Origin of the sequence: Hydrogenophaga palleronii, from assembly GCF_031457455.1 — a bacterium.
Taxonomy (GTDB): domain Bacteria; phylum Pseudomonadota; class Gammaproteobacteria; order Burkholderiales; family Burkholderiaceae_C; genus Hydrogenophaga; species Hydrogenophaga palleronii_A.
Genome location: NZ_JAVDWU010000004.1, coordinates 40,179 through 63,007, shown reverse-complemented (window position 1 = coordinate 63,007; position 22,829 = coordinate 40,179). Strand labels below are relative to the sequence as shown.

The window sequence follows — 22,829 nt, the reverse complement described above, 5'->3', positions numbered from 1 at the left end:
AGTCAAGTCTCGTTGACATACCCGCGCGCCTGGGCCTCCGTCTGATCTTCGAAGATCGCCATGGCAGTGCTCATGCGTTTGAACCCCAGCTTCTTGTAGAACGACTCTTTTCCCGGCACCGCGTAGAGAATGATCTTCCGGTGGCCGCGGGACATTTCCACCAGCTTGGCCACGATCTGTTTGCCAAGACCCAGACCTTGGTGGCTGGGCAGCAGTGCGACGTCGCAGATGTACGAGCAATCGACACCATCGGCCAGCGCCCTCCCGACGCCAACCAGCTGTTGTTCGTCGTAGACGAAACACGTGAACATGCTGTTCGTGAACGCGGTCTTCAAGCCGCTCGGACTTTTGCTGCCGAGTGGCGCTGCGTCATACAGCGCAGCGAGTTCATTCCAGTCGAGACCATCAATGGAATAGGACCAGATGAGTGGCACGTGGGGCTCCTGTGAAAGGGAAGAATTCAGGTCTGGGCGCAGACGTTGGGATCGTAGCCCAGGCCTTGCGATCTGCCTGCCCTGCCGGCTGGCGGGCACTGCACGTCAGACTTGAATCGCCCTTCCGAACAGGCGTGTGGCGATGCTAGCGATGCATCGCCACCTCGATGGCAATCAACACGAACAAGGTGATCCAGAGGCTGGTGCCAAGCATCAGCACCGAGGGGCGCCAGCCGGTTCTGGCCAGACCGCCCAGCGAGGTCTTCATGCCCAGCGCGGTCACACCCACCATCAGGCAGGCGTGAGAGCTTTCCTGCAGCGCCAGTTGCAAAGGCGCCGCCATCCATCCGGCCGACTGCACGCCCACCAGACCAATGAACAACAGAAGAAAAGCAGGCACGGGCAAATTGAACTTGCGTGGGGTGGGCGCGCTAGCGGCCTGAGAGGGCAGCCGTTTGACAACCATCGCAATCACGGCCACCACCCCTACCAGCAAGCCCACCCGCAACAGCTTGACGATGGAGGCCACGTCACCGGCTTCCGGGCCGAGCGAGTAGCCCGCCACCACCACCTGCGCCACGTCGTGAATGGTGCCGCCGATGAACAGGCCGGCCCATTGGGGCGGCAGCGCCAGGGCACTCGCGATCAGTGGGTAGACCAGCATCGCCACGGTGGACAACACGGTGGCGAGCACCACGGCGCTCATGGTGTTGCGTTCCCGGTGTTCGTCGTGGGGCAACACGGCTGCGATGGCGAGCGCAGCCGCCGCGCCGCAGATCGCGGTGGCACCACCGGCCAGCAAACCCATGCTCCAAGACTGCCGCAACAAACGCGCCACCAGCAAACCGCACAGCACCGTGCTGACCACCGCGGTCAACACAATGAGGCCGGTGATCCAGCCCAGATCCTGAATCTGGTCGACCGTGATGCGTGCGCCCAGCAGGCCAATGCCCAACCGCAGGATCACGCGCATGCAAGCGTCCACACCGGGTGCGGTGCGCGGGTCGTGACTCTGGTAGTGGAAGGCCGCGCCCATGAGCAGGCTGTACAGCATGGCTGGACCACCGTGTTTGGTGGACACGAGCGCAGCGGCCAGCGCAATCACCACACACAAGGCCACGCCCGGCCAGAGTTCCACCAAGCGGCTTGAGTGCGCGTTCCAAGTCTCCATGGTGCCGGAGCGCCACCCGGACCGCATGAAGCGGTGCCATCCAGGGACACCGCCGGGCCGGCTCTGCCGGACGGCCAGTGCCGACCCCTTGAGGGGGTGGCGCGAAGCGCCGCGGGGGTGTTTCATTTCTCCACGAAGGCGCGTTCGATTACATACTGACCGGGCTGGCTCATGTTGCCTTCGCGCAGGCCCAGCTTGTCGAGCAGGTCGCGGGTGTCGCGCAGCATTTCCGGGCTGCCGCAGAGCATGAAGCGGTCGTCGGATGTGCTCAGCGGCGGCAGGCCCAGGTCGTGCGGGAGGCGCCCGGTTTCCAGCAGCGTGGGGATGCGCCCCTGGTGGCGAAACGCCTCGCGCGTGACCGTGGGGTAGTACAGCAGCTTGGCCCGCGCCTGCTCGCCAAACCATTCGTTGCGGGGCAGGTCCTGAGTGATCAGGCGCTCGTAGGCGAGCTCGCTCACCTGCCGGCAGCCGTGCACCAGCACGATCCTGTCGAACAGCTCATACACGTCGGGGTCGCGGATCACGCTCATGAAAGGCGCCAGGCCCGTGCCGGTGGACAGCAGGTACAGATGGCGCCCGGGCGTGAGGTTCTGCGTGAGCAGGGTGCCTGAGGCCTTGCGGCCGACCAGCACCGTGTCGCCCACCTGGATGTGCTGCAGCCGCGAAGTGAGTGGCCCATCCGGCACCTTGATGCTCAGGAACTCCAGCGTCTCTTCGTAGTGCGGGCTCACCATGCTGTACGCGCGCAGCAAGGGCCTGCCATCGACCATGAGGCCGATCATGGCGAACTGGCCGCTCTGGTAGCGAAAGCCCGGGTCGCGGGTGGTGGTGAAGGAGAAGAGACGGTCGGTCCAGTGGTGAACCGTCAGCACTCGGGCTTCAAACAGATTGCTCATGATCGGCTTCCAATGCAATGAGTGAAAGTTCGCGCAGGTAGGGCCAGGGATAGATGCCGCGATCGTGCCCATCGTCAAAACACAGCTGCAGGCCAAACTCGCCCACCGGACGCAGCTCGGTCATGCGGGTGGTGACGGGCGACGTGAGGCCGAGGCCATCGCGCCGCAGCTTCACGCACGCAGCACAACGGCAGGCGCAGCGCAGCTCGCGCGCGCTCATGGAGGCCTGCAGACCGTCGCTCCAGACAATGTCAAGCCGGCCCGACGCCTGGTGGTGAACAATGTCCACCGGGTGCACGCTAGAGTCGTTCATGCAATGGACCCTCCCACACCCTGGGGCCCCATCTCCACGCTGAGACCGGCCAGACCGCCTTCCATGAGGTCGCCCCCCATGGCGGCCAGGCTCTCCTCGCGGATCAGCCCCTTGATGGTCTGCACCAGGGCGATGAATTCGGGTGTGGACGTCATCTCTGGTGTGCGTGGCCGGGGCAGGGGCACCACGATCTCGGCCTTCACGCGGCCCGGTCGTGCCGTCATCACATAGATGCGGTCCGACAGGAAGATGGCTTCGTCGATGTCGTGGGTGATGAACAGCACGGAGATGCGCAGGCGCTGCCACATGTTGGTGAGGATCTCCTGCATCACTACACGGGTCTGCGAATCCAGCGCACCAAAAGGTTCGTCCATCAGCAGCACCTGCGGGCTGGTGGAGAGCGCCCGCACAATGCCCACGCGCTGCTTCATGCCACCGGAGAGCTGGTCTGGGTAGTGGTTCTCGAAGTGCAGCAGGCCCGCCAGGCCCAGCAAGGTGCGAGCACGGGTCTCGCGTGCGCTGGGCGACACGCCCTGGATCTTCATGCCGAACTCGACGTTCTTGCGCACCGTCATCCAGGGAAACAGCGAGTACTGCTGAAACACCACGCCACGGTCGGCGCCAGGCTCTTCAATGCGCACGCCGTCCAGCCGGGCCTCGCCCGCACTGGGCTGCACAAAGCCCGCCGCCACGTTGAGCAGGCTCGACTTGCCGCAGCCTGATGGGCCGATGAGCGAGACGAATTCACCGGGCTGCACATGGATCGAGACCGAATCGACCGCCTGGACCACCGCACCCTTGACCTTGAACTGGATGGACACGTCCTGCATTTCGACGAGGCCGCACACGGCCGCTTCGGGTGTTGACATCACTGCATTCATTGGAATACCTTCGCTCTGCGAGCTGCGGTGCGAGCTTGCTTGGGAACGGCCCAGCGCGGCGCTCATGAGCGCCCTCCCGGTGAAGCCGATGACTGCCAAGGCATGGCGATGCGAGCGGCCTGGCGGATGGCGCTGCTGCACAGCAAGCCCAGGATGCCGATGGTGATCATGCCCAGCGCGATTTCGGGGTAGGAGATGAGCGAATACGCCTCCCAGGTGAAGTAGCCGATGCCGAACTGGCCCGAGATCATTTCTGCCGCAATCAAGGACACCCAGGCCACGCCCATGCCCACGGCCAGGCCGGTGAAGATGTGCGGCAAGGCGGCGGGCAGCACCACCTCAAACAGCAGCGTGGGTTCGCGCGCCCCTAGCGAGCGGGCGGCACGCAGCAGCACCGGGTCGATCGCTTCCACGCCATGGATGCTGTTGAGCAGGATGGGGAAGAAGGCGCCGAGGAAGGTGATGAACACGATGCTGACCTCGTTGCTCGGCCACAGCATGATGGACATGGGCACCCAGGCAATGGCCGGGATCGGGCGGAACACCTCCAGCGCCGGCATGCTGATCTGCCGGAACCACCGGTAGCGGCCGATCAGCATGCCCAGGCCGACGCCCAGTACCGCGGCAATGGCAAAGCCGTAGAGGATGCGGCGCACGCTGATGCCGATGTTGGTGACGAAGGTGGTCGACTGGTTGACCTCGATCACCTTGGCGAACACCTCTGCCGGGCTGGGGATGTTGCCGAAGCGCACATAGAAGTCGAGCCGGTAGTGCGTGGCCAGGTGCCAGGCCAGCAACACGCTGCCGATGGAGATCACGGCCATGATCCAGCCGGTCATCTGATCCCGCACCCAGGCGCCCAGAAGGCGCAGGCCTGCAGGGGTTCCGGACGGGGCCGCAGCGGCGGCTGCGGTGTCCGCAAGGGTTCGGGGCGTGCCCTGCCCTTTCGCGCTGGTCAGCGCGGTCACCGTGGCCCTGGCGGCCGGCGCCTCCAGCGGCTCGTCGGCGTGAGCGAGCGGTTTGGGGTTGTCAGGCACGTAACCCACTCGGTCACGGCTCACGTCAAGCAAGGAGGCGGCGCGCATGGCTTATTTCCCGCTCATGGCCAGGTCGCTGGCGGGCACCGCCATCGCGAGTGCTTCATCAAACGTGGCCAGCTTGCCGCCGCTTTGGGCAGCAAAGGTTTCTGCGTCTTTCTTCAGCAGAAAGGGCACCACCTCAGGGGCTTTGGGCTTGCTCAGGTTGACCGAATAGAACGCCTTGTCGGCAAACAGCTTGATGCCCAGCGCCTTGTCGAACAGGTAGGCCACCGTCACTTTCTTGCCTTCGGACTGGTACAGCCGGATCCCGGCCAGCAGGCAGGCGGGCGAACTCACGGGCACCAGGCCCGCACCTTCCAGCCAGATCTCACCCGCCTCCTTGGGATTGCTCACCATGCGGTTGCAGATGGGGTCTCGGCCCGTGATGTCGTAGTTGGCCAGCGTCTGCTTCTGTGCGTCGTAGTCTTCGCCGCGCTGCTTGAAGGCCTGGCGCACATAGGTCTCGTTGACCCAGGCGTTGATGTCGAATTCCTTCACGCGGCCCAGCTTGGACAGCACACCATGTGCGAGCTTGATGGTTTCAAGCCAGCGGGGCTTGATGGTGGGGTCCAGGGTGTGGATGCCGTTGGGCCCGAGGAACATGTAGCCCACTTCCTTTTCGATCTTGGTCCACTCTTCCACCTTCTGCATCGCCATGCTCGGGTTCTTGCGCACCCAGTCGTTGGCCTCCATCAGTGCCTTGATATAGGCGACCACGGCCTCGGGGTACGCGTCGGCAAAGTCCTTGCGGACCACCACGCCGTGAAAGGTGGGCACCTTGGTCTGCGCGCCGTCAAAGATCTTGCGGGCGAAGCCGCGGTAGGGCAGCAGGTCGGCGAAGGGCACGAAGTCGCCGTGGCCGTCGATCTTCTTTTCCTGCAGGTTGGTGGTGCCCACCTCGGGGCTCTGGCTCACAAGGTTCCAGTAGTCGTTGGGCCAGCCGCGTTCCTGCATGGCCTGCAGCATCATGCCGTGGGCGGCAGAGCCAAAAGGCACAGACACCGTCTTTCCCTTGAGGTCGGCCAGTTCGTAATAGGGGCTGTCCTTGTGCACCACCACGCCATTGCCTGAACCAAAGGCGTTGTAGGCAATGATCGCGACCAGTTGGGTTTCGTTGCCACGGCTCTGCTGGCCGGTGGCACCGTTCACCAGCAGCGGGTAGTCGCCCATCATCCCGATCTGCAGCTTGTTGGCCACCATGCCATTGGTGACCGGCGGGCCGGAGGTGAAGTTCTGCCAGTCGAGCTTCCAAGTGATGTTGGCGTACTTGCCGGTTTTGGGCAGGTGCTTTTCCAGCAGCTTGAGTTCCTTCAGCACGATGCCCCCGGTGACGGTGTTGGTGGTCGTGTTCTGCGTGCCGATGCCGATCGTGACTTCTTTCTTGGCTTGTGCCTGCGAGACCGAAGGCAGCAAGGCCAGGGCCATCAGCATGCCCATGGCAGGGCGCAGGAGGCGGCTGTTCCAGGGAGGGCGTGGGGTCAGTGTTTTAGCAGTCATGAGAATCTCCAGGTGAGTTGAACAATCCATCAATCAATCGGGATCCGGGGGCGTGGCCTGGTGTGCTCTCCCGCAAGTTGTTTGCGGGCCAGCACGCATGAGCTCACGCGGTTTCGCTCAGCAGACTGCGCTTGTCTTTGCGCTCGGCCCATTGCGCCGCGTCGGGCAGGGGCTCTTGTGTGGTGGTGATCACGGGCCACCTGGGTGCGAGCGCAGCGTTCAGCGCGACGTACTCCAGTTGGTCGGGGCTCAAATCCTTCTCTTCCAGAATGGCCTCCACCGGGCACTCGGGAATGCAGACGCCGCAGTCGATGCACACCTCGGGGTCGATCACCAGAAAGTTCGGCCCCTCGTGAAAGCAGTCCACCGGGCACACCGCCACGCAGTCGGTGTACTTGCAGCCGATGCAGGCTTCGGTGACGACGTGGGTCATGTCGCACCTCCCGCGCTGCCGTGCATCTGGATCGACGTGAGCGCGAGCTTGGCCAGCTTGCGCACGTCGGGGTCGCTGTCTTTCAAGGCGCGCTCCAGCGGGGCGATGGCGCGGGTGTCACCGATCTCGCCCAGCGCAATCACCGCCTCCTTGCGCAGGTTGCTCACGGCGTGGGTGGTGGCTTCCGCCAGCACCGGCACCGCGGCGGCGGCCTTGAGCTTGCCCAGGCTGCGCGCCGCCTTCACGCGCACCTGCCAGTAGGCGTCGTCCATGGCGCGGATGAGGTCTGGCACGCCCAGCGCGGAACGGGTCTTTGCAAAGGTGGTGGCGGCCTCTTCGCGCACTTGCCAGGCGCTGTCGACCAGGGCGCGGCTGAGCGCCGGGTGCACGCTCACGGCGGTGGATTCGCCGGCATAGCCCAGTGCCCCCACCGCCACCCGCCGCACTTCAGGCTCGGCATCGTGGGCGGCGATCTGGGTGAGATCCGCGATGGCCTGAGGCCGTTTGAGGTAACCCAGCACGCCCACGGCTTCGCGCCGCACTGCGGGGTCCGCATCACTCAGTGCCTGCAATGCAGGCTCGAAGGCCTCCTCCACCCGCAAGGCCTTCACGGCATGCAGGGCCGCCGCCTTGACGCCCGGATCGGCATCGACCAGGTAAGGCAGGAGGGGTCCCGCCGACGCCGACTCTTTCAGTTCTGCCAGGGTGTAGGCCACAGCGTCGCGCACGTCGGCGTCGCTGTCCTTGAGCAAGGGCACCAGGGCGATGAGCACTTCCGGCTCTTCGATGCCCTCGAGCGCCTTGGCGGCCTCCAGCCGCACCAACGGGCTGCTGTCGCCCAGGGCTGCAATGAGCAGCGGCGCGGTGTCGTCTTCTTCGTCGGTGTAAGGGAGTTCGAGCACGGCGACACGGCGCACGCCCGGGTCGCTGTCCTGCAGGCGCTGGCGGATGCTCTGGTGAAGGATCTGGCTCATGCTCACCTCACCAGGTAGGGAATGTTCACGTGCACGGCGCCGGTGGGGCAGTCCTTCTCGCAGGGCATGCAGTACCAGCATTCGTCGAACTTCATGAACGCCTTGTTCTTCACCAGGTCGATGGCCAGCACATCGAGCGGGCAGACATCGACGCAGACGGTGCAGCCCTTGTCGGCGATGCACTTGTCGTCGTCAACGACGACGGGTGCCTGGGTGCGTGTGGTGGTGATGGTCATGGTGGGGCCTTTCTGTGATTGGGGCGAGTCAAGCGGCTTTCGCGGTGGCAGGGCTGGCCACGCGCAGCCGTTGGTAGGCGGCCTTTTCCTGGTCGTTGAGCTCGACCACGTACGGCTCGACCTCGCGCTTGCGGAACCTGGCGTTGCCGTTGGCGTCGCTGGTCACGTTGGTGTGGCAGAACCAGTTGGCGTCGTCTTTTTCCGGGTGGTCCACGCACAGGTGGTACAGGCCCCAGCGGCTTTCGGTGCGGAACAGCGATGAGCGCGCAGCCAGTTCAGCGCAGTCGCGGATGGTGTGGGCTTCCATGGCACGCATGAGTTCGTGCGGGTCGGCGGCCACCATGTGGTCCAGGTCTTCGCGGATCTCGTCGAAGCGCTGCAGGCCAATCTCCATCTTGCGCGTGACCTTGGGCGGCTGCAGGTAGTCGTTGACCACGCGCCGGGTCTTGTATTCGACCTGGAACGGCGTGGGTCCTTCGCTGCGCGACAGCGGTGCGGCGACGCGTTCACGCTCGATCTGCACACGGTCCTGATCGATGCGCGGATCGCTGGCGCCGGCCACGTAGTCGGCCGCGTTCTCGCCGCAGAACTTGCCGTAGACGAAGGCGCCCAGCATGTAGTTGTGTGGAATGCTGGCGCAGTCACCCGCCGCGTACAGGCCAGGGATGGAGCACTCGCCACGCTCATTGGTCCAGATGCCGGAGGCGCTGTGGCCACTGCAGAAACCGATCTCGGAGATGTGCATCTCGATCATGGCCTTGCGGTAGTCGGTTCCGCGCCCTTCGTGGAAGCGGCCACGGCTGGGCCGTTCGTTGGTGTGCAGGATGTGCTCGATCTCGCTGATGGTTTCTTCCGCCAGGTGGTCGAGCTTGAGGAACACCGGGCCCTTGCCGCCTTCGAGTTCGTTGAAGAACTCCATCATCATCTGGCCGCTCCAGTAGTCGCATTCGATGAAGCGCTCGCCCGCGTTGTTCGAGGTGTAGCCCCCGAAAGGACCGGTCACATAGGCACAGGCCGGGCCGTTGTAGTCCTTGATCAGCGGATTGATCTGGAAGCACTCGAGGTTGGTGAGTTCGGCGCCGGCGTGGTAGGCCATCACATGGCCCTCGCCGGTGTTGGTCGGGTTCTCGTAGGTGCCAAACATGTAGCCGGAAGCCGGCAGCCCCAGGCGGCCCGCAGCGCCGGTGCAGATCACCACGGCCTTGGCCTTGATGACGTAGAAGTCGGCGGTTCGGCAGTCAAAACCCATCACGCCCGTGATCTCGCCACCGGCACCGGTGAGCAGCCGGGTGGCCACCACGCGGTTGGTGATCTCCACGCGCGCTTTCTTCAGCTGGCGGTAGAGCACGCGCTTCATGTGGTGGCCTTCGGGCATGGGCAACACATAGCTGCCGATGTGGTGCACCTTGCGCACCGCGTAGTCGCCGGTCTCGTCTTTCTCGAACTTGATGCCCCACTTGTCCAGCTCCTCGATCATGGCGAAGCTGTTGGCCGCATAGGCGTACACACCCTTCTGGTCCACGATGCCGTCGTTGGCCACCGTGATTTCCTTGGTGTACTGCTCGGGCGTGGCGTGGCCCGGTATCACCGCGTTGTTCAAACCATCCATGCCCATGGAGATGGCGCCGCTGCGTTTCACGTTGGCCTTGTCCAGCAGCAGCACACGCAGCTTGGGGTTTTTCTCCTTGGCTTTCACCGCAGCCATGGGGCCGCCGGTGCCGCCACCGATCACCACAATGTCGTACTCAAGTTCGATGGTTTTCATGTTGACCTTTCCGGTTGTTCAAGGCTGAGAAGCGGATTCAGACAGGCGTTCAGATGGGCGCGCGATCGACGCGCACCTTGTACTGAAAGGCGTCGCCGCGGTAATAGAGGTGTTCGTAGTCGATGGGTTTGCCGTCGGTGGTGTGCGTGGTGCGCTCGATCACCAGCACCGGCGAGCCCTCTTCCACCTGCAGCTGCCCGGCCAGGCGCTCGTCGGCCAGCGTGGAGCCAATCTGCAGGTCGGCATGCCCCAGCGACATGCCGTAGTCGTTTTCCAGGATCACGAAGATGTCGCGGCTGGCGAGGTCTTCCTTGGCCAGGCGCGCGCCGATGTCGGCGGGCAGGTAGGTGACGTCGAGCGAGATGGGTTCGCGGTTGAGGAAGCGGATGCGCTGCAGCTCGGTCACCTTGGCCCGCTTGCTCAGCTGCAGCCGCTCCTGCACCTGCGCCGATGGCGCCACCGTGCGCATGGACACCACACGCGCGAAGGTCTCATAGCCCATCTTGCGCATGGCTTCACCAAAGCCCTGCAGCCGGCCCAGATCCTGAAAGGCCTTGGGCTTGGACACGAAAGTGCCCTTGCCATGAATGCGGAACACCAGACCTTCGTTCTGCAGGTCGTTCAATGCCTGGCGCACCGTGATGCGGCTCACATTGAAGGCCGTCATCATTTCGCTCTCGGAGGGCAACTGCTCGTGCGGCTTGTAGGTGCCATCGAGCACGCGAGCACGCAGGATCGCTTTGATCTGCTCATACAAAGGCGTCGGCGAGGACGCCTGTATTTCGTCCACCGTGCGTGGGAGAGGCAAGTTGGTGACAACTGCACGCAAACCGTTTGAGGCCATTCGTCTGCTCACTTCTCAACTCGTTATGACAAGTCATGTTGAGCAAAAGCTGTGCCAGGCCAAAAACCGACATTTCGCACTGCAAATGAGCACCTATTGCGCCAAATCAACGACATCACGCCGCCGCTGGTGCATGCCCATCCCTAGGCTGGTGCATCGCGGGTGGCCGCCATCACGTTCTTGTGCGTTCGGCCTCCCATTGATTCACTCATGCGCCACCCGGATTCTTTGAGGGCCTCAGCCTCGCCGCTGCCAGCCCCGCAGAAGCAGCGCATTGCTCACCACACTCACGCTGCTCAGTGCCATGGCCGCGCCGGCCACCACCGGGTTGAGCAGGCCGGCCACGGCCAGTGGGATGCCAATGACGTTGTAGGCAAAGGCCCAGAACAGGTTCTGGCGGATCTTGCGGTAGGTGCGGCGCGAGATGTCGATCGCGTCGGCCACCAGCGCCGGGTCACCGCGCATGAGCGTGATGCCGGCCGCGTGCATGGCCACATCGGTGCCGGTGGACATGGCAATGCCCACATCGGCCGACGCCAGGGCCGGCGCGTCATTGATGCCGTCGCCCACCATGGCGACTGAGCGGCCCCCTTCCTTGAGGCGGTTCACGATGGCGGCCTTGTCCGCCGGCAGCACCTCGGCCTCGATATGGTCGATGCCCAGTGCGCGACCCACGGCCAGCGCACTGCCCAGGTTGTCGCCGGTGATCATCACCGTGCGCACACCCAGGGCCTGCAGGCTTTTCACGGCGGCCGCCGCGCTGGCCTTGGGCGCATCGCCAAAGGCCAGCATGCCCACGAGCACAGGCGATGCCGTCACGTCCGCCAGCCAGGACACGGTGCGTCCTTCATCTTGAGGCTGTCGAGCGGCTTCGCCCAGCACGGATGTGTCCACCCCCAGCTCCTGCATGTAGCGCGGGCTGCCCAGGCGCAATGCGTGGCCCTGCACTTCGGCCGACATGCCACGCCCCGGCACGGCACTAACCTTGGCGGCCGAGAGCAGCGGCAGGCCGGCCTGCTCTGCCGCCGTCATCACCGCACGGGCCAGCGGGTGTTCGCTGCCGGCCTGCAAGGCCGCGCTCCACGACAGCAACCGGTCTTCATGGCCCGGTGCGGCCAGGGCGGCCACCAGTGTGGGCTTGCCTTCGGTGAGCGTGCCCGTCTTGTCAAACGCCACGGTGTGGATGCGGTGCGCGATTTCCAGCGCCTCGGCGTCCTTGATCAGAATGCCCTGGCGCGCGGCCACGCCGGTGCCGGCCATGATGGCCGTGGGTGTGGCCAGACCCAGGGCACACGGGCAGGCAATCACCAGCACCGCCACAGCGTTGAGGATGGCCTGCTCCCAGTCACCGGTGGCCAGCCCCCAGCCCAGCAGGGTGAGCGCCGCGATCAGCAGCACCACTGGCACAAAGACGGCACTCACCTGGTCCACGATGCGCTGGATCGGGGCCTTCTTTGCCTGCGCCGACTCGACCATGCGCACGATGCGCGAGAGCGTGGATTCGGCACCCACGGCGGTGGTTTCCACCAGCAGCAGGCCTTCGGCATTGACGGCACCGCCGGTGACCTTATCGCCTGCGTGCTTGGGCACGGGCAGGCTCTCGCCGGTGACGAGCGACTCGTCCACCTGGCTGGCGCCGATGGTGACCACGCCGTCCACCGGAATGCGCTCACCCGGGCGAACCACCACGAGATCGCCCGCCTTCACCTGTGCGATCGCCACCTCCACATCGCCGTAGGGCATGCGCACGCGCGCCACTTCGGGCTTGAGCGCGTTGAGGGCCGCAATGGCGGCGGTGGTCTGGCGCTTGGCGCGCGATTCCAGCCACTTGCCCAGCAGCACCAGCGTGATGATCACCGCCGAGGCTTCGAAGTACAGGTGCGGCGTACCGTGGTCGGCATGCTTGAACAGCAGGTACACGCTCAGGCCATAGCCGGCACTGGTGCCCAGGGCCACGAGCAGGTCCATGTTGCCTGCGCCGGCACGCAGGGCCTTCCAGCCTGCGCGGTAAAAGCGCGCACCCAGCCAGAACTGAACGGGTGTGGCCAGCACGAGTTGCAGCCAGCCGTTGATCGTCCAGTCAGCGCCAAAGAGCATGGCGATCATGGGCAGCACCAGGGGCACAGACAGCACGGCGGCCAGCGCCACCGGCCACCAGGGTTCTCCTTTGCTTCTGGCGGGCTTGGCGTGGGGGTCAGCGCTGGGCGCCTGAGTCACTTCGTAGCCCGCCTTCTGCACGGCAGCCACCAGGCTGGCGGCCAGGGTGGACGGCTCGGCATTCACCGTGGCCCGTTCGGTGGCCAGGTTGACGCTGACGGCCTTCACGCCGGCCACGGCCTTCAAGGCCTTTTCAACGCGGCCGACGCAGGAGGCGCAGGTCATGCCTTCGATGGGGAACTGGTGCTCGATGAGCGATGCGGTTGCAGTGTTCATGAAATTTCTCCATGGGTGGGTGATGGAGAGGCGGATGTTTGGCCTTGCCACGGTGTCAAGCGCAAGCCTGCCGTGCGCTTGACCTTGCCCCCGTGGCAATGCCCAGAGTGAGGTCTCCCTCAACTCTTACGGAGTCATCCATGCACGAATTTCATCTCCCCGACATGACCTGTGGCCACTGCGCCTCCAAAGTGAGTGTCACTCTGAAGCTGGTCGATCCGGCTTGCGAAATCGAGGTCGATCTGGCGCAGCACCGCGTCGCAGTGAAAAGCACCGAAGTCCGCGAAACCCTGCTGGAAGCCCTCACCGACGCCGGCTACCCGCCGGGCTGAGTGGCTGCCACAAGACCCTCCTGGCGAGGGTCTTGACCTTCCCACGGTGGCAAGGTACATCATTCACCTCACGCAGCCCCCCGGAACACGGAGCACACCATGAACCCCCTCATGAACATCGGCGAAGCGGCCAGCGCCGCGGGCGTGTCGGCGAAGATGATTCGCCACTACGAACAGATCGGCCTGTTGCCTGCGGCCGAGCGCAGCGATGCGGGCTACCGCCTGTACGGCGAGCGCGAAGTCTCGGTGCTGCGATTCATCCGGCAGTCGCGGCGGCTGGGGTTCTCAGTCCCGCAGGTCGCAGAGCTCATCGGCCTGTGGAGCGATTCGCAGCGCAGCAGCCGGGAAGTCAAGACCGTGGCTCAACGCCACCTGGCCGACCTGGAAGAAAAGCGTCGCGAAATCGAGCAGATGATGGATGGGCTCTCCGTGCTGGTGAAGGCCTGCCATGGCAACGACCAGCCCCACTGCGCGATTCTGGAAAAACTCGCGTGGGGCAGCCCGGCCGAGCACCGGCCCCAACACAAACCACAGATCAAGAAGACCCATGGCAAGGCAGAAGAGCCAGGTACGGGCGCCGCCAGTCACATCGATCTCATGGCCTGGATGCGAGGCGTGCAGGTGCACCATGATGCGCATTGAACCGGGCAGCCTGTCACGGTCGCGGTGCAGCGATCCGTTCGGTGGCCAACCGACGGCGGCAGCGCGCGGTCGCACACTGCCCAGGCTGAGCTTCGTGCCATGGTCGCCTTTCTTGACCTGCGTCAAGGCGACAAGAGCGCCAAGATTTAGCCTTGGTTCGCTGCCTCCCCAACCCTGAACGAACATGCTCCTGTCCCGCCGCCCGCTGCGACACATCACCAGAATGATCCTGGCGGTGTGGCTGTTTGCGTTGGGCGCAGGCGTGGCCAATGCCTGCCTGTTGAACTCGCCGGACCACGGCAGCGAGACATCGTTCTCTGCAGCATCCTCCAGCACATCCCTCGCCCATACCCATCAAAAGGAACCGCCGGATCCCGGCACCGCCGGATGCTTCAAGTTCTGCGATGAACCCGCGCTGGCCATCAAGAAGCTGGAACCGCCCATCGGCGATGGTGGTGCAGGCATGGTGGGCACCCTGCCCCGGGCACTGGCACCCGCAGTGACTTCGGCCACAGCCAATCGACCTTTGGTGCTCAGCCACCGACCCGCGCATCTGGCCTTGCCCATTGCGGCGCGACCCCATCGCTTGACGCTATAGGACGCATCGCGGGCCACCGCGATCAGCCCTCCTGCACGCTGGCCGGTCCCAGTGGCCCGCCCCTTTCCAGGTTTCCCCCGTCTTGTCGCCTTTCCCGGCGGCGCCCCTATTCATTCACAGGACACCACCATGAAAAAGCTTGTCACCCTCATTGCGCTCTCCACCACAGCCTTCCTGACCGCATGCGCGAACCCCACCCCACCGGGCGCAGGCCTCGCGCCGGCGACAGACGGCGCCGCGCATGCCGAGCACCATCCAGCCACGGCAGCGGCTCCCGCGCCTCCAGCACCTGCACCGGCAGCCGCTCCCGCCATGGACGACCGCATGAAGCAAATGCAGGCCATGCGCGACAAGATGATGAACGCCAAGACGCCTGCCGAACGGCAGGCCTTGATGGACGAACACATGAAAGCCATGCACGAAGGCATGGCCATGATGAAAGGCATGAAGGGCAAGAAGGGCATGGGAAACATGCAAGGCATGGGGGGCATGAAGGACATGCCGATGAAAGACATGGCCAAACACCATCAGATGATGGAGATGCGCATGGACATGATGCAGACCATGATGGAAATGATGATGCAGCGCATGCCAGGTGCTGCCACGCCTCCTGCGGAGAAATGACTGGCCGCCGCCCACTGAGACATGCGCCCCCCCCCGACAACCGCTTCTTCTTCGTGGCCATTCAAGGCAGTCGGAAAAACCCTGGCAATACGGTGAGCGTGATCGACCTGGCGGGCGCTGGACCCAATGACATCAGCGTGACGCCCTGAAGGTCGGCCAGCGACGGCGCAGCGGTGAGTGGATCGAACGGGTTGAAATAAAGAATCAGCAAGGAGCACCTCCATGGACATGACAGCACACCGGCACCCCGCCGGCCATTCTGAGGACCACCAGAACGATCCGGCAGCGCTCAAGGACCGTGTTTGCGGCATGAAGGTGACCGAGCAATCGGCTCACCGCACGGTGCACGGAGGTCAGACCTTTTATTTCTGCAGCGCGAAATGCCAGGGCAAGTTCGTGGCGAATCCCCGGCAATACCTCGCCCCGGCGCCTGCGCCAGCCCAAGCGCCTGCGGCGGCGGGCACGGTGTACACCTGCCCCATGCACCCGGAGATCCGGCAGGACCATCCCGGCAACTGCCCCAAGTGCGGCATGTCGCTGGAGCCCCTGCTTCCTGAACTTGAGGAACAGGAGAACCCCGAACTCAAGGACTTCCAGCACCGCTTCTGGTGGACCCTGCCACTCACCGTGGTCGTCACCGTGCTGGCCATGTTTGGCCACGGCCTGGGCTGGTTCGACATGGCGGTACAGAGCTGGATCGAACTCGCGCTCACGGTACCCATCGTGTTGTGGGCGGGCTGGCCCTTCTTTGTGCGCGGCGCGCAGTCGGTGGCGAACGGAAGACCCAACATGTGGACCCTCATCGGGCTGGGTACCGGGGCGGCGTTTGTCTACAGCACGGTGGCCACGGTGACACCCCAGGTGTTCCCCGAGTCGTTTGTATCGATGGGACGGGTGGCGGTGTATTTTGAAGCCGCTGCGGTGATCATCTCGCTGACCCTGCTGGGGCAGTTGCTGGAACTCAAGGCGCGCTCACAGACCTCGGCCGCCATCCGCTCGCTGCTGGGCCTGGCACCCAAAACCGCGCGGCGTATCAAGGCCAACGGGCAGGAAGAAGACGTGCCGCTGGCGCATGTGCATGTGGGCGACCTGCTGCGCGTGCGCCCAGGTGAGAAGGTGCCTACCGACGGCACCGTGGTTGAAGGCGCCAGCGCGCTGGATGAATCGATGCTCACGGGTGAACCGCTGCCGGTGACGAAACGGGTCGGCGACAAGCTGATCGGCGCCACGCTCAACACCAGTGGCGCCTTGGTGATGCGGTCTGAACATGTGGGCTCCGCCACGGTGCTCTCGCAGATCGTGCAGATGGTGGCCATGGCACAGCGCTCGCGCGCGCCCATGCAGCGCATGGCCGACCAGGTGGCTGGAAAATTTGTGATGGGTGTGGTTGCGGTGGCTCTGCTCACCTTTTTTGTCTGGGGCCTGTTCGGCCCCGAACCCCGTTGGGTTCATGGACTCATCAACGCCGTGGCCGTGTTGATCATCGCCTGCCCATGTGCCCTGGGCCTGGCCACACCCATGTCCATCATGGTGGCCACCGGGCGCGGCGCCACCAACGGCGTGCTGTTTCGCGATGCCGCCGCCATCGAGAACCTGCGCAAGGTGGACACCCTCATCGTGGACAAGACCGGCACCCTCACCGAGGGCAGGCCGCAGTTCGAGCGAGCGATCGGCCATGGCCGGTTTTCCGAAACCGAGGTCCTGCGCCTCGCGGCCAGCCTGGACCAGGGCAGTGAACACCCGCTGGCCGCCGCCATCGTGGCCGCGGCCAGGCAGCAGGAGCTGGAGCTCGACAAGCCCGAGCAATTCGACTCCGAGTCCGGCATTGGTGTGCGCGGCGTGGTGAGTTCGAACACCCTGGCCCTGGGCAACACGGCGCTGATGCAACAGCTGAACGTGGACGCATCGCCCATGGCCACTGAGGCCGAAGCCCTTCGTTCAGAGGGTGCCAGTGTCATGTACCTGGCGGTGAACAACACATTGGCCGGCCTGCTGGCCGTGTCCGACCCGATCAAGTCCACCACGGCCGAAGCGCTCGCATCGCTGCGCCAGGCCCACATCCGCGTGGTCATGGCCACCGGCGACGGCCTGACCACGGCGCGCTCGGTGGGCCAACGCCTGGGCATTGACGAAGTCCACGGCGAGGTGAAGCCGGAGGACAAACTCAGACTGGTGGAGAAGCTACAGGCTGAGGGCCGCGTGGTGGCCATGGCGGGCGACGGCATCAACGACGCGCCGGCACTGGCGCGGGCTGATGTGGGCATTGCCATGGGCACCGGCACCGATGTGGCCATGAACAGCGCACAGCTCACGCTGGTCAAAGGCGATCTTCGCGGCATTGCCACGGCCAGGGCGCTCTCGGTGGCCACGGTGGCCAACATGAAGCAGAACCTGGCGTTTGCCTTTCTCTACAACGCACTGGGCATTCCGCTGGCCGCTGGCCTGCTGTATCCCTTCACCGGCTGGCTGCTCTCGCCCATGATCGCTGCCCTGGCCATGAGCCTGAGCTCTGCCTCGGTCATCGGCAATGCCTTGCGGCTGCGAGGGGCGGCGATCCGGGACCGGTGAGGAGCAGGCAGATCACGCAGTCCACTTGGGAGCCTGCGCCTGCCATCAGCCAAAGCACCACAGAGCATGGTCTCCTGGCGCCATGCGGCAAACCGACGTCAGACGCTTTCCTTGACCACGCGCCCGTTGAGCGGCTGCAGCGGTCGCGCGTTGGCGTTGTACAGCTGGCGGAAGGCCTTGATCTGCTTGTCGCCCAGCTTCACGGGCTCCTTGAGCACCATCCATTTCACGCCCTCGGAACAAGGTGGCGTGGTCAGCGAACCGGCAAAGCTGTAGTAGCCCTTCTTGGTGGGCAACAAAGCGCCAGGATTCAGCGTGAGGCCGTCCACAGTCAAGGTTTCGCCCATGCGGGGCAGGTGCTCGAAGATGGGTGCCCAGGCCGCGTTGGTCTTGCCTGGCTGGATCAGCACGGCCACCACACCAAGGGCGCCGTCCGTGTCCTTGTGCACAAAGTGCGCCACCATGGCCGCGCGCTTGCCACCAATGGCCTCTTCGCTGGGGGTGTGGAAGTGGAACTGCAGCAGCTCCATGGCCTTGCCTTCCACCACCAGCTTGCTGCCTGCGGGCATGTTGACCTGCACGGTATGGCCGTTGTTGACCAGCGTGGGCGCACCGGCGGTGTACTGGAAGTCCAGCGCGGGCAGTTCTTCTTTCACGGTGTTGCGGATGTCGATCGGGCTTTGCGACGCGCCGCGTGCGCAAGCCTCAAAACCAGGCTCCAGTTCGCCCCAGTGGGCGGCGCCGTGTTTGCCCTCGTATTCCCAATGGGGGCGAGGCCCCTCGGCGTTGGCCCAGGTGGCGGCGCAAAGTGCCAAAGCGGCCATTGTGAAGTGTCGAATCAGTTTTTGGAGTTTCATGGTTGGTTTGAAGACAGGTGAAGAAACGCTGGAGCCTGTCTGCCCATCCACCGCGTGCCCCGGGGCCCGCGCCCTGCCATGCAACCTGGAGAATTTCTGGCGGCACAGTCCAAACACGCAGACTGGCACGCAGCGTCGGCACCCACACAGCGTGCAGGCCCGACCGGATTCTCGACAAAGAAAATTACGAAATAATTAAAATCAGTGAGACCATGACGTCATATCGGGTACTTGGCCAAGCGAGACCGGCCCCATCTTCCAACACGCACCGATCCCCCGCATGGCTTCTGCGCCATCACCGGTCCTCATGGCAATTCATGTGTCAACAGACCCTAAGAGCCGTTCGACAACGGTGGCTTGTTGCGGAAGCCGGGCACCAGGCAGGCGCGGATTTTCGCGTCCAGGCTGGCGGTCGCCAGCAAGTCGGCGTCGAGGTAGTGCCTGGCATTCACCGTCAGGTGCAAGGGCTCCTCGGGGGCGACGTCCGTCGATCCGCTGCGTTCTGGAGACAGATCCCGGTCTTTGAGTGGCGAGCGCCCGGCACCCTGCCGGGCTCCAGGGTTCTGGCTCATCCGGCCACTTCGATGGCGCTACGGGCGCCCTGGATCGGCAAGGTCTCGTTCGCACCGGGGTTGGGGGCGCGCTCCTGCTCGGGATCGTCCGGGATGAAGGCAGGAACCGGCCCTTCGTCGGGTTCGACAGGCGGCGCACCGGGCTCGAACTCTTCCGGCACGTCTTTTTCAGGGTGGTGGGGCTTGTGCAGTTGGGTGCGAGACAACATGGTGATGTCCTTCTCAAACAGGGTGTGGCGCCGGCAGACGCCACGGCTGGTGCGGCTCACTGCGACGTGCTGAGCGGCGCCGAGTGATCGTTGTTCTGCCCGGGATCGGTTTGAGCACTGGCATCGCTTCAGGTTCCTGTGAAGGTGGACAGCTTGCGCTGTGTGCGTGGAACCGGGGCCGTCCATCAGCGAGCACGACCGCGATGGAAAGCATTCACGACCGCCAGCAGAATCGCGGCGCCCAGGAATGAAACGATCAAATCGGGCAGGCTGAAGCTGCTCTGATCGATGGTGCCCACACCCGTCAGCGGTGAGATGAACAAGCCTCCGAGCATGGCGCCAACCACGCCCACGCCCACGTTGAGGAACACGCTTTGCTGGTCATGGGTCCTCATCCACATGCTGGCAAGCCATCCTATGGCGCCGCCGACGAACAGCCAGATGAGAAAGTCCATGGCGAGCGCTCCTGAAAACCGGGGGTGTCCCATGCGGGATGCGCAGGACTCAAGTGACCAGTTTCTCGCCGAAGCCCGGCTTCGTCTGTACGCCTGCGAACATGGTCAGAGTTGCGTGTCGATCAGCGAGGCCAGCCACTCGGTGAGCCTCTCCCGTGCGGGCCTGGCCTGCCACTCGTCGTAACTTACCCGGTGCGACAGGGCGAGATCGGCTTCAAAGGCAGCGGTCTGGGCGCTGGCGAATGCCTTGTCGACGATGTTCAGCGTCGCTTCGTCGTTGAGGCGAAACGACCGGTTGTCGAAGTTGGTTGAACCCACGGAAGTGAGCAGGCCGTCGACGATCATGAGCTTGCAGTGGTACATCGTGGGCCCGTATTCGGCAATGGTGGCACCGGCTTCGAGCAGCGGCCCCCAGGTGGCCCGAGAAGCCCTGCGCACCGTCTCGCTGTCGATGTGCTTGCCGGGCACCACAATGCGCAGCTTGACGCCCCGCTTCAGTGCGTCGGACAAGGCCTGCAGGGTCAGCTCGTCAGGCACAAAATACGCTGCGGACAAGTCGATCGAACGCGACGCCGCCGTCACGGCCAACAGGTACATCAGCTGCATGCTCTCGCTGCCCCCGCTCGGTGAACTGCTGAACATCTGCGCCCATGCCGGGCCGGCCGGCGCCAACACGGGAAAGTAGTCCGGGCCATGGAGAACATCGCCTGTGACCTTGATCCAGTTGTCAATGAAGACCGACTGCATCTGTGCGACCACGGGACCTTCAACTTCAAAGTGAGTGTCCCGCCAGTGATCGGGGTCCTGTGCACGACCCGTCCATTGCGGTGCCACCCCGACGCCACCTGTGAAGCCGACGCGGCCGTCGGCAATCAGCAGCTTGCGGTGGGTCCGGTTGTTCATGCGCCCCAGGTTCGACCAGTGCGGTGGATGAAACCGCCTGACCTGAACGCCGGCCTGCTCCATCGTGGTCACCAAACGGGTGTCCATCTTCTCGCTGCCAACCCAGTCGAGCAGCACATGGACCTTCACGCCCTGGCGCGCCCGCTCGGCCAGGGCCTCAGCAAACGCGCGGCCGATGTCGCCCGCCCAATAGATGTAGGTTTCGAAGGTGATCGAAACCTGGGCAGCGCTGATCGCCGCCAGCATGGGCGGAAAGATCTCATCGCCGTTCATCAGCGCACGAACCTTCGTTCCCTGCAAGAAAGGTGGCCCGAGCAGCACGCCGAGCTCTTGCACGAAGCGGGGGTCATCGAGCGGATACAACCGCTCGATGCGGCGCTCGACCTTCGTTTCACCCCCCACGAAGTTCGAGACCAGCAGCCCGACAACCAGGCATAGGCCGGCCACGACACCTGCGATCAGTGCGCATCGGAACTTGTGACGCATGAGATCAAGGCCGCAATCAGCCACATGCTCATGAAAGGATCTTTCTTCAACCAGGGAGTGGGCATGTCTTTCCTTTGGTGGTGGGTGATCTCAGGGTCTGAGGCCGATCGCAAACTGCCCCTCGACAAGAAAGCATCTGGAACAGTCACCTTAGTGAGGCAGGCCGTGCCGGGTCTGTGCGCTTGCGCACGCGGGCCATGTCGATGCGCACACTGCCGTTGCGGCAGTGTCAGATCGCGTGGGATGCTGCGGGAGGCTCAGCGCCAGAGCTTGCCGCACAGCCCGCGATAGACAAAGGGCTGAGAGGGTGCCGCGGGTTGAGCTCCCACAGGCTCCAGGGACACGGCCAGCTCCACCGCCGGAAAAAACACCTGCTCGGCGGTTTCGGTCAATGTCAGGTGCGTGAACCGGCCGTTGGGAAGGGGTCCCACCGCAGCAACATCGCCCGCCTTGTCGATGCGCCACAGGTACAGCGTCTGTCCTTGTGGCACGTTGACCGGCGTCACCTGCTTGATGTCAACCACCTTGCCCCGACGCAAGCTGGAAATGATCAGGCCCGGTTGCCCCTGGGCCGTGCCCAGCACACCCACGTAGCTGTCGGGCAGTTCCATGCCGCGCTGATAGTCGCCGTGGGCTTGCCACACCGCCGGCACCAGGGTGCCCAGCAACAGACCCAAAGCCAGGGCCGCTGCGGGTACCGGCGCCAGCAGGCTGCGCCACCAGGGCATCTTGGTGATGGGGGTTGTTGCAGAGGCGGTCGCGGTAGCCTTCGATATGCGGCCCCACAGCTCGGCGCTGGGCGTCTGGGCTGGCAGGGCGCTGTGCAGCGGTGCCAGGCGTTGTGTCCAGTCGTTCACGGCTGCCACCAGGGCCGGCTGGCGCTGCATGACGGCTTCGAAACGGCGGCGCGCCCTGCCCTGCAGCGTGCCCGCCACATAAGCCGCGGCCAGTTGATCCACCACCGAAGGATGCTGGTACCAGTTCATGCCAGGGCCTCCATGCAGCCCTTGAGCCGCATCAAGCTGCGCCGAGTCCAGGCCTTGACGGTTCCCAGGGGCCGCTGCATGCGCAGCGCGATCTCGGGATGGGTCAGGCCATCGTAAAAGGCCAGCAGCAAGGCCCGCCTGGGTTCGGGCTCGAGGGTGCCCATGCAACGCGTCAACCGCGCATCGTCTTCATGCCCCAGCAGCTGCTCCATCGGAGATGCGCCTTCCGCCTGGACATCGTGCATGTGCTCTTCTCCCTCCTCGTCCCGCCAATACAGCGATGCTTCGGGTTTGCGCTTGCGCAGGAGATCGATGGCCCGGTGGCGCGTGACCACGCACAGCCACGCCAGCGTCCGGTGCTGCCCGGGTGCCGCCGCTTCGGACCGGTTCCAGATCGAGACGAACACCTCTTGCAGCACATCCTCGGCCATAGCGGGCTCTTGCGTCACGCGCAGGGCGACCGCCATCAGCCGGCTCGCGACCAGAGAAAAAAGGGCTTCGAACGCTTTCGCATCTCGCAGCGCAATGCGCGCCAGCAACTGGCTCACTTCATCACGGTCATCCATCAGGAAGAGCTCCGGGGGTGCTAGGTGGATGAGCATATCGCACCGACACGCCCATCCCCTGCCCCAGCCACCGGG

At 64.5% G+C, this 22,829-nt stretch carries 26 protein-coding genes; 5 read left to right on the top strand and 21 right to left on the bottom strand.

Translation table 11 applies throughout. The annotated features are described in order from the left end of the window. Positions 1 to 2: 2 nt before the first annotated feature. From J2W49_RS10430 to J2W49_RS10370, 13 genes are all read right to left on the bottom strand, one after another. The gene (locus tag J2W49_RS10430; protein WP_310315400.1) at positions 3 to 434 is read right to left on the bottom strand and encodes a GNAT family N-acetyltransferase; all 432 of its coding nucleotides are present in this window, start codon (positions 432 to 434) and stop codon (positions 3 to 5) included. 145 nt (positions 435 to 579) lie between these two features. Beyond that, entirely contained in the window at positions 580 to 1,731 is a 1,152-nt protein-coding gene (locus J2W49_RS10425) for a YeiH family protein (RefSeq protein ID WP_310315398.1), read from the bottom strand. After that, positions 1,728 to 2,501 (bottom strand): ferredoxin--NADP reductase, encoded by a 774-nt coding sequence (locus tag J2W49_RS10420; protein WP_310315396.1) that lies wholly within the window; start codon positions 2,499 to 2,501, stop codon positions 1,728 to 1,730. The genes J2W49_RS10425 and J2W49_RS10420 overlap by 4 nt, the downstream gene beginning before the upstream one ends. Further along, complete coding sequence (locus tag J2W49_RS10415; protein WP_310315395.1) at positions 2,485 to 2,814, bottom strand: DUF971 domain-containing protein; 330 nt, start codon at positions 2,812 to 2,814, stop codon at positions 2,485 to 2,487. Before J2W49_RS10415 ends, J2W49_RS10420 begins: the two co-directional genes overlap by 17 nt. After that, positions 2,811 to 3,695, bottom strand: a complete 885-nt coding sequence (locus tag J2W49_RS10410; RefSeq protein ID WP_310315393.1) for an ABC transporter ATP-binding protein — start codon at positions 3,693 to 3,695, stop codon at positions 2,811 to 2,813. Before J2W49_RS10410 ends, J2W49_RS10415 begins: the two co-directional genes overlap by 4 nt. 62 nt (positions 3,696 to 3,757) lie before the next feature. Beyond that, entirely contained in the window at positions 3,758 to 4,780 is a 1,023-nt protein-coding gene (locus J2W49_RS10405) for an ABC transporter permease (RefSeq protein WP_310315390.1), read from the bottom strand. Between the two features lie 3 nt (positions 4,781 to 4,783). After that, positions 4,784 to 6,271, bottom strand: a complete 1,488-nt coding sequence (locus J2W49_RS10400; RefSeq protein WP_310315387.1) for an ABC transporter substrate-binding protein — start codon at positions 6,269 to 6,271, stop codon at positions 4,784 to 4,786. Between the two features lie 103 nt (positions 6,272 to 6,374). After that, positions 6,375 to 6,704 carry a ferredoxin FdxA gene (gene fdxA / locus J2W49_RS10395; RefSeq protein ID WP_310315384.1) on the bottom strand — a complete coding sequence of 110 codons (330 nt, stop codon included), beginning with the start codon at positions 6,702 to 6,704 and terminating at the stop codon, positions 6,375 to 6,377. Next, the gene (locus tag J2W49_RS10390; RefSeq protein WP_310315381.1) at positions 6,701 to 7,678 is read right to left on the bottom strand and encodes a HEAT repeat domain-containing protein; all 978 of its coding nucleotides are present in this window, start codon (positions 7,676 to 7,678) and stop codon (positions 6,701 to 6,703) included. The genes fdxA and J2W49_RS10390 overlap by 4 nt, the downstream gene beginning before the upstream one ends. Before the next feature lie 2 nt (positions 7,679 to 7,680). Next, positions 7,681 to 7,914 (bottom strand): 4Fe-4S dicluster domain-containing protein, encoded by a 234-nt coding sequence (locus J2W49_RS10385; RefSeq protein WP_056273822.1) that lies wholly within the window; start codon positions 7,912 to 7,914, stop codon positions 7,681 to 7,683. A gap of 28 nt (positions 7,915 to 7,942) precedes the next feature. Beyond that, positions 7,943 to 9,679, bottom strand: a complete 1,737-nt coding sequence (locus J2W49_RS10380; protein ID WP_310315373.1) for a fumarate reductase/succinate dehydrogenase flavoprotein subunit — start codon at positions 9,677 to 9,679, stop codon at positions 7,943 to 7,945. Positions 9,680 to 9,728: 49 nt separating this feature from the next. Next, positions 9,729 to 10,487 carry a GntR family transcriptional regulator gene (locus J2W49_RS10375; protein WP_310315370.1) on the bottom strand — a complete coding sequence of 253 codons (759 nt, stop codon included), beginning with the start codon at positions 10,485 to 10,487 and terminating at the stop codon, positions 9,729 to 9,731. 273 nt (positions 10,488 to 10,760) lie between these two features. Continuing rightward, positions 10,761 to 12,956: a heavy metal translocating P-type ATPase gene (locus J2W49_RS10370; RefSeq protein ID WP_310315366.1), complete on the bottom strand. Its 2,196-nt coding sequence runs from the start codon at positions 12,954 to 12,956 to the stop codon at positions 10,761 to 10,763. A gap of 140 nt (positions 12,957 to 13,096) precedes the next feature. On the opposite strand from J2W49_RS10370, the gene J2W49_RS10365 reads away from it, so the two are divergent. The 4 genes from J2W49_RS10365 (at position 13,097) to J2W49_RS10350 (ending at position 15,152) form a co-directional block, all read left to right on the top strand. Next, on the top strand, positions 13,097 to 13,288 hold the full coding sequence (locus J2W49_RS10365; protein WP_310315362.1) for a heavy-metal-associated domain-containing protein: 192 nt from the start codon (positions 13,097 to 13,099) through the stop codon (positions 13,286 to 13,288). 99 nt (positions 13,289 to 13,387) lie between these two features. Further along, positions 13,388 to 13,930, top strand: coding sequence for a Cu(I)-responsive transcriptional regulator (locus J2W49_RS10360; RefSeq protein WP_310315359.1), 543 nt, complete (start codon positions 13,388 to 13,390; stop codon positions 13,928 to 13,930). Between the two features lie 184 nt (positions 13,931 to 14,114). Next, positions 14,115 to 14,528, top strand: a complete 414-nt coding sequence (locus J2W49_RS10355) for a hypothetical protein (RefSeq protein ID WP_310315356.1) — start codon at positions 14,115 to 14,117, stop codon at positions 14,526 to 14,528. 129 nt (positions 14,529 to 14,657) lie between these two features. Further along, complete coding sequence (locus tag J2W49_RS10350) at positions 14,658 to 15,152, top strand: hypothetical protein (RefSeq protein WP_310315354.1); 495 nt, start codon at positions 14,658 to 14,660, stop codon at positions 15,150 to 15,152. Between the two features lie 61 nt (positions 15,153 to 15,213). Here J2W49_RS10350 and J2W49_RS10345 read toward each other — a convergent pair whose 3' ends face one another. Beyond that, complete coding sequence (locus J2W49_RS10345) at positions 15,214 to 15,363, bottom strand: hypothetical protein (RefSeq protein WP_310315351.1); 150 nt, start codon at positions 15,361 to 15,363, stop codon at positions 15,214 to 15,216. An 11-nt stretch (positions 15,364 to 15,374) separates the two neighbouring features. Here J2W49_RS10345 and J2W49_RS10340 point away from each other — a divergent pair, with 11 nt between their 5' ends. Further along, positions 15,375 to 17,720 (top strand): heavy metal translocating P-type ATPase, encoded by a 2,346-nt coding sequence (locus J2W49_RS10340; RefSeq protein WP_405001008.1) that lies wholly within the window; start codon positions 15,375 to 15,377, stop codon positions 17,718 to 17,720. Between the two features lie 98 nt (positions 17,721 to 17,818). Here the strand turns inward: J2W49_RS10340 and J2W49_RS10335 are convergent, their stop codons facing one another. The 7 genes from J2W49_RS10335 to J2W49_RS10305 form a co-directional block, all read right to left on the bottom strand. After that, complete coding sequence (locus J2W49_RS10335; protein ID WP_310315348.1) at positions 17,819 to 18,577, bottom strand: carbonic anhydrase; 759 nt, start codon at positions 18,575 to 18,577, stop codon at positions 17,819 to 17,821. Between the two features lie 332 nt (positions 18,578 to 18,909). Further along, the gene (locus J2W49_RS10330) at positions 18,910 to 19,149 is read right to left on the bottom strand and encodes a hypothetical protein (RefSeq protein WP_310315345.1); all 240 of its coding nucleotides are present in this window, start codon (positions 19,147 to 19,149) and stop codon (positions 18,910 to 18,912) included. Then, positions 19,146 to 19,358, bottom strand: coding sequence for a hypothetical protein (locus J2W49_RS10325; protein ID WP_310315341.1), 213 nt, complete (start codon positions 19,356 to 19,358; stop codon positions 19,146 to 19,148). Before J2W49_RS10325 ends, J2W49_RS10330 begins: the two co-directional genes overlap by 4 nt. Before the next feature lie 185 nt (positions 19,359 to 19,543). Continuing rightward, a complete protein-coding gene (locus J2W49_RS10320) occupies positions 19,544 to 19,813 on the bottom strand; it encodes a GlsB/YeaQ/YmgE family stress response membrane protein (protein ID WP_310315338.1) in 270 nt (89 codons plus the stop codon). Between the two features lie 105 nt (positions 19,814 to 19,918). Continuing rightward, positions 19,919 to 21,202 carry a phospholipase D-like domain-containing protein gene (locus J2W49_RS10315; protein WP_310315336.1) on the bottom strand — a complete coding sequence of 428 codons (1,284 nt, stop codon included), beginning with the start codon at positions 21,200 to 21,202 and terminating at the stop codon, positions 19,919 to 19,921. Positions 21,203 to 21,459: 257 nt separating this feature from the next. Continuing rightward, on the bottom strand, positions 21,460 to 22,188 hold the full coding sequence (locus J2W49_RS10310) for an anti-sigma factor (RefSeq protein WP_310315333.1): 729 nt from the start codon (positions 22,186 to 22,188) through the stop codon (positions 21,460 to 21,462). Continuing rightward, the gene (locus J2W49_RS10305; RefSeq protein WP_310315329.1) at positions 22,185 to 22,754 is read right to left on the bottom strand and encodes a sigma-70 family RNA polymerase sigma factor; all 570 of its coding nucleotides are present in this window, start codon (positions 22,752 to 22,754) and stop codon (positions 22,185 to 22,187) included. The genes J2W49_RS10310 and J2W49_RS10305 overlap by 4 nt, the downstream gene beginning before the upstream one ends. Between the last annotated feature and the right edge of the window lie 75 nt (positions 22,755 to 22,829).

Bases quoted from the DNA above. Each gene is read 5' to 3' on its own strand.
- J2W49_RS10425 (WP_310315398.1), bottom strand. From the start codon at position 1,731: ATGAAACACCCCCGCGGCGCTTCGCGCCACCCCCTCAAGGGGTCGGCA.
- J2W49_RS10420 (WP_310315396.1), bottom strand. From the start codon at position 2,501: ATGAGCAATCTGTTTGAAGCCCGAGTGCTGACGGTTCACCACTGGACC.
- J2W49_RS10415 (WP_310315395.1), bottom strand. From the start codon at position 2,814: ATGAACGACTCTAGCGTGCACCCGGTGGACATTGTTCACCACCAGGCG.
- J2W49_RS10410 (WP_310315393.1), bottom strand. From the start codon at position 3,695: ATGAATGCAGTGATGTCAACACCCGAAGCGGCCGTGTGCGGCCTCGTC.
- J2W49_RS10405 (WP_310315390.1), bottom strand. From the start codon at position 4,780: ATGCGCGCCGCCTCCTTGCTTGACGTGAGCCGTGACCGAGTGGGTTAC.
- J2W49_RS10400 (WP_310315387.1), bottom strand. From the start codon at position 6,271: ATGACTGCTAAAACACTGACCCCACGCCCTCCCTGGAACAGCCGCCTC.
- fdxA (WP_310315384.1), bottom strand. From the start codon at position 6,704: ATGACCCACGTCGTCACCGAAGCCTGCATCGGCTGCAAGTACACCGAC.
- J2W49_RS10390 (WP_310315381.1), bottom strand. From the start codon at position 7,678: ATGAGCCAGATCCTTCACCAGAGCATCCGCCAGCGCCTGCAGGACAGC.
- J2W49_RS10385 (WP_056273822.1), bottom strand. From the start codon at position 7,914: ATGACCATCACCACCACACGCACCCAGGCACCCGTCGTCGTTGACGAC.
- J2W49_RS10380 (WP_310315373.1), bottom strand. From the start codon at position 9,679: ATGAAAACCATCGAACTTGAGTACGACATTGTGGTGATCGGTGGCGGC.
- J2W49_RS10370 (WP_310315366.1), bottom strand. From the start codon at position 12,956: ATGAACACTGCAACCGCATCGCTCATCGAGCACCAGTTCCCCATCGAA.
- J2W49_RS10365 (WP_310315362.1), top strand. From the start codon at position 13,097: ATGCACGAATTTCATCTCCCCGACATGACCTGTGGCCACTGCGCCTCC.
- J2W49_RS10360 (WP_310315359.1), top strand. From the start codon at position 13,388: ATGAACCCCCTCATGAACATCGGCGAAGCGGCCAGCGCCGCGGGCGTG.
- J2W49_RS10355 (WP_310315356.1), top strand. From the start codon at position 14,115: ATGCTCCTGTCCCGCCGCCCGCTGCGACACATCACCAGAATGATCCTG.
- J2W49_RS10350 (WP_310315354.1), top strand. From the start codon at position 14,658: ATGAAAAAGCTTGTCACCCTCATTGCGCTCTCCACCACAGCCTTCCTG.
- J2W49_RS10340 (WP_405001008.1), top strand. From the start codon at position 15,375: ATGGACATGACAGCACACCGGCACCCCGCCGGCCATTCTGAGGACCAC.
- J2W49_RS10335 (WP_310315348.1), bottom strand. From the start codon at position 18,577: ATGAAACTCCAAAAACTGATTCGACACTTCACAATGGCCGCTTTGGCA.
- J2W49_RS10330 (WP_310315345.1), bottom strand. From the start codon at position 19,149: ATGAGCCAGAACCCTGGAGCCCGGCAGGGTGCCGGGCGCTCGCCACTC.
- J2W49_RS10325 (WP_310315341.1), bottom strand. From the start codon at position 19,358: ATGTTGTCTCGCACCCAACTGCACAAGCCCCACCACCCTGAAAAAGAC.
- J2W49_RS10320 (WP_310315338.1), bottom strand. From the start codon at position 19,813: ATGGACTTTCTCATCTGGCTGTTCGTCGGCGGCGCCATAGGATGGCTT.
- J2W49_RS10315 (WP_310315336.1), bottom strand. From the start codon at position 21,202: ATGCGTCACAAGTTCCGATGCGCACTGATCGCAGGTGTCGTGGCCGGC.
- J2W49_RS10310 (WP_310315333.1), bottom strand. From the start codon at position 22,188: ATGAACTGGTACCAGCATCCTTCGGTGGTGGATCAACTGGCCGCGGCT.
- J2W49_RS10305 (WP_310315329.1), bottom strand. From the start codon at position 22,754: ATGGATGACCGTGATGAAGTGAGCCAGTTGCTGGCGCGCATTGCGCTG.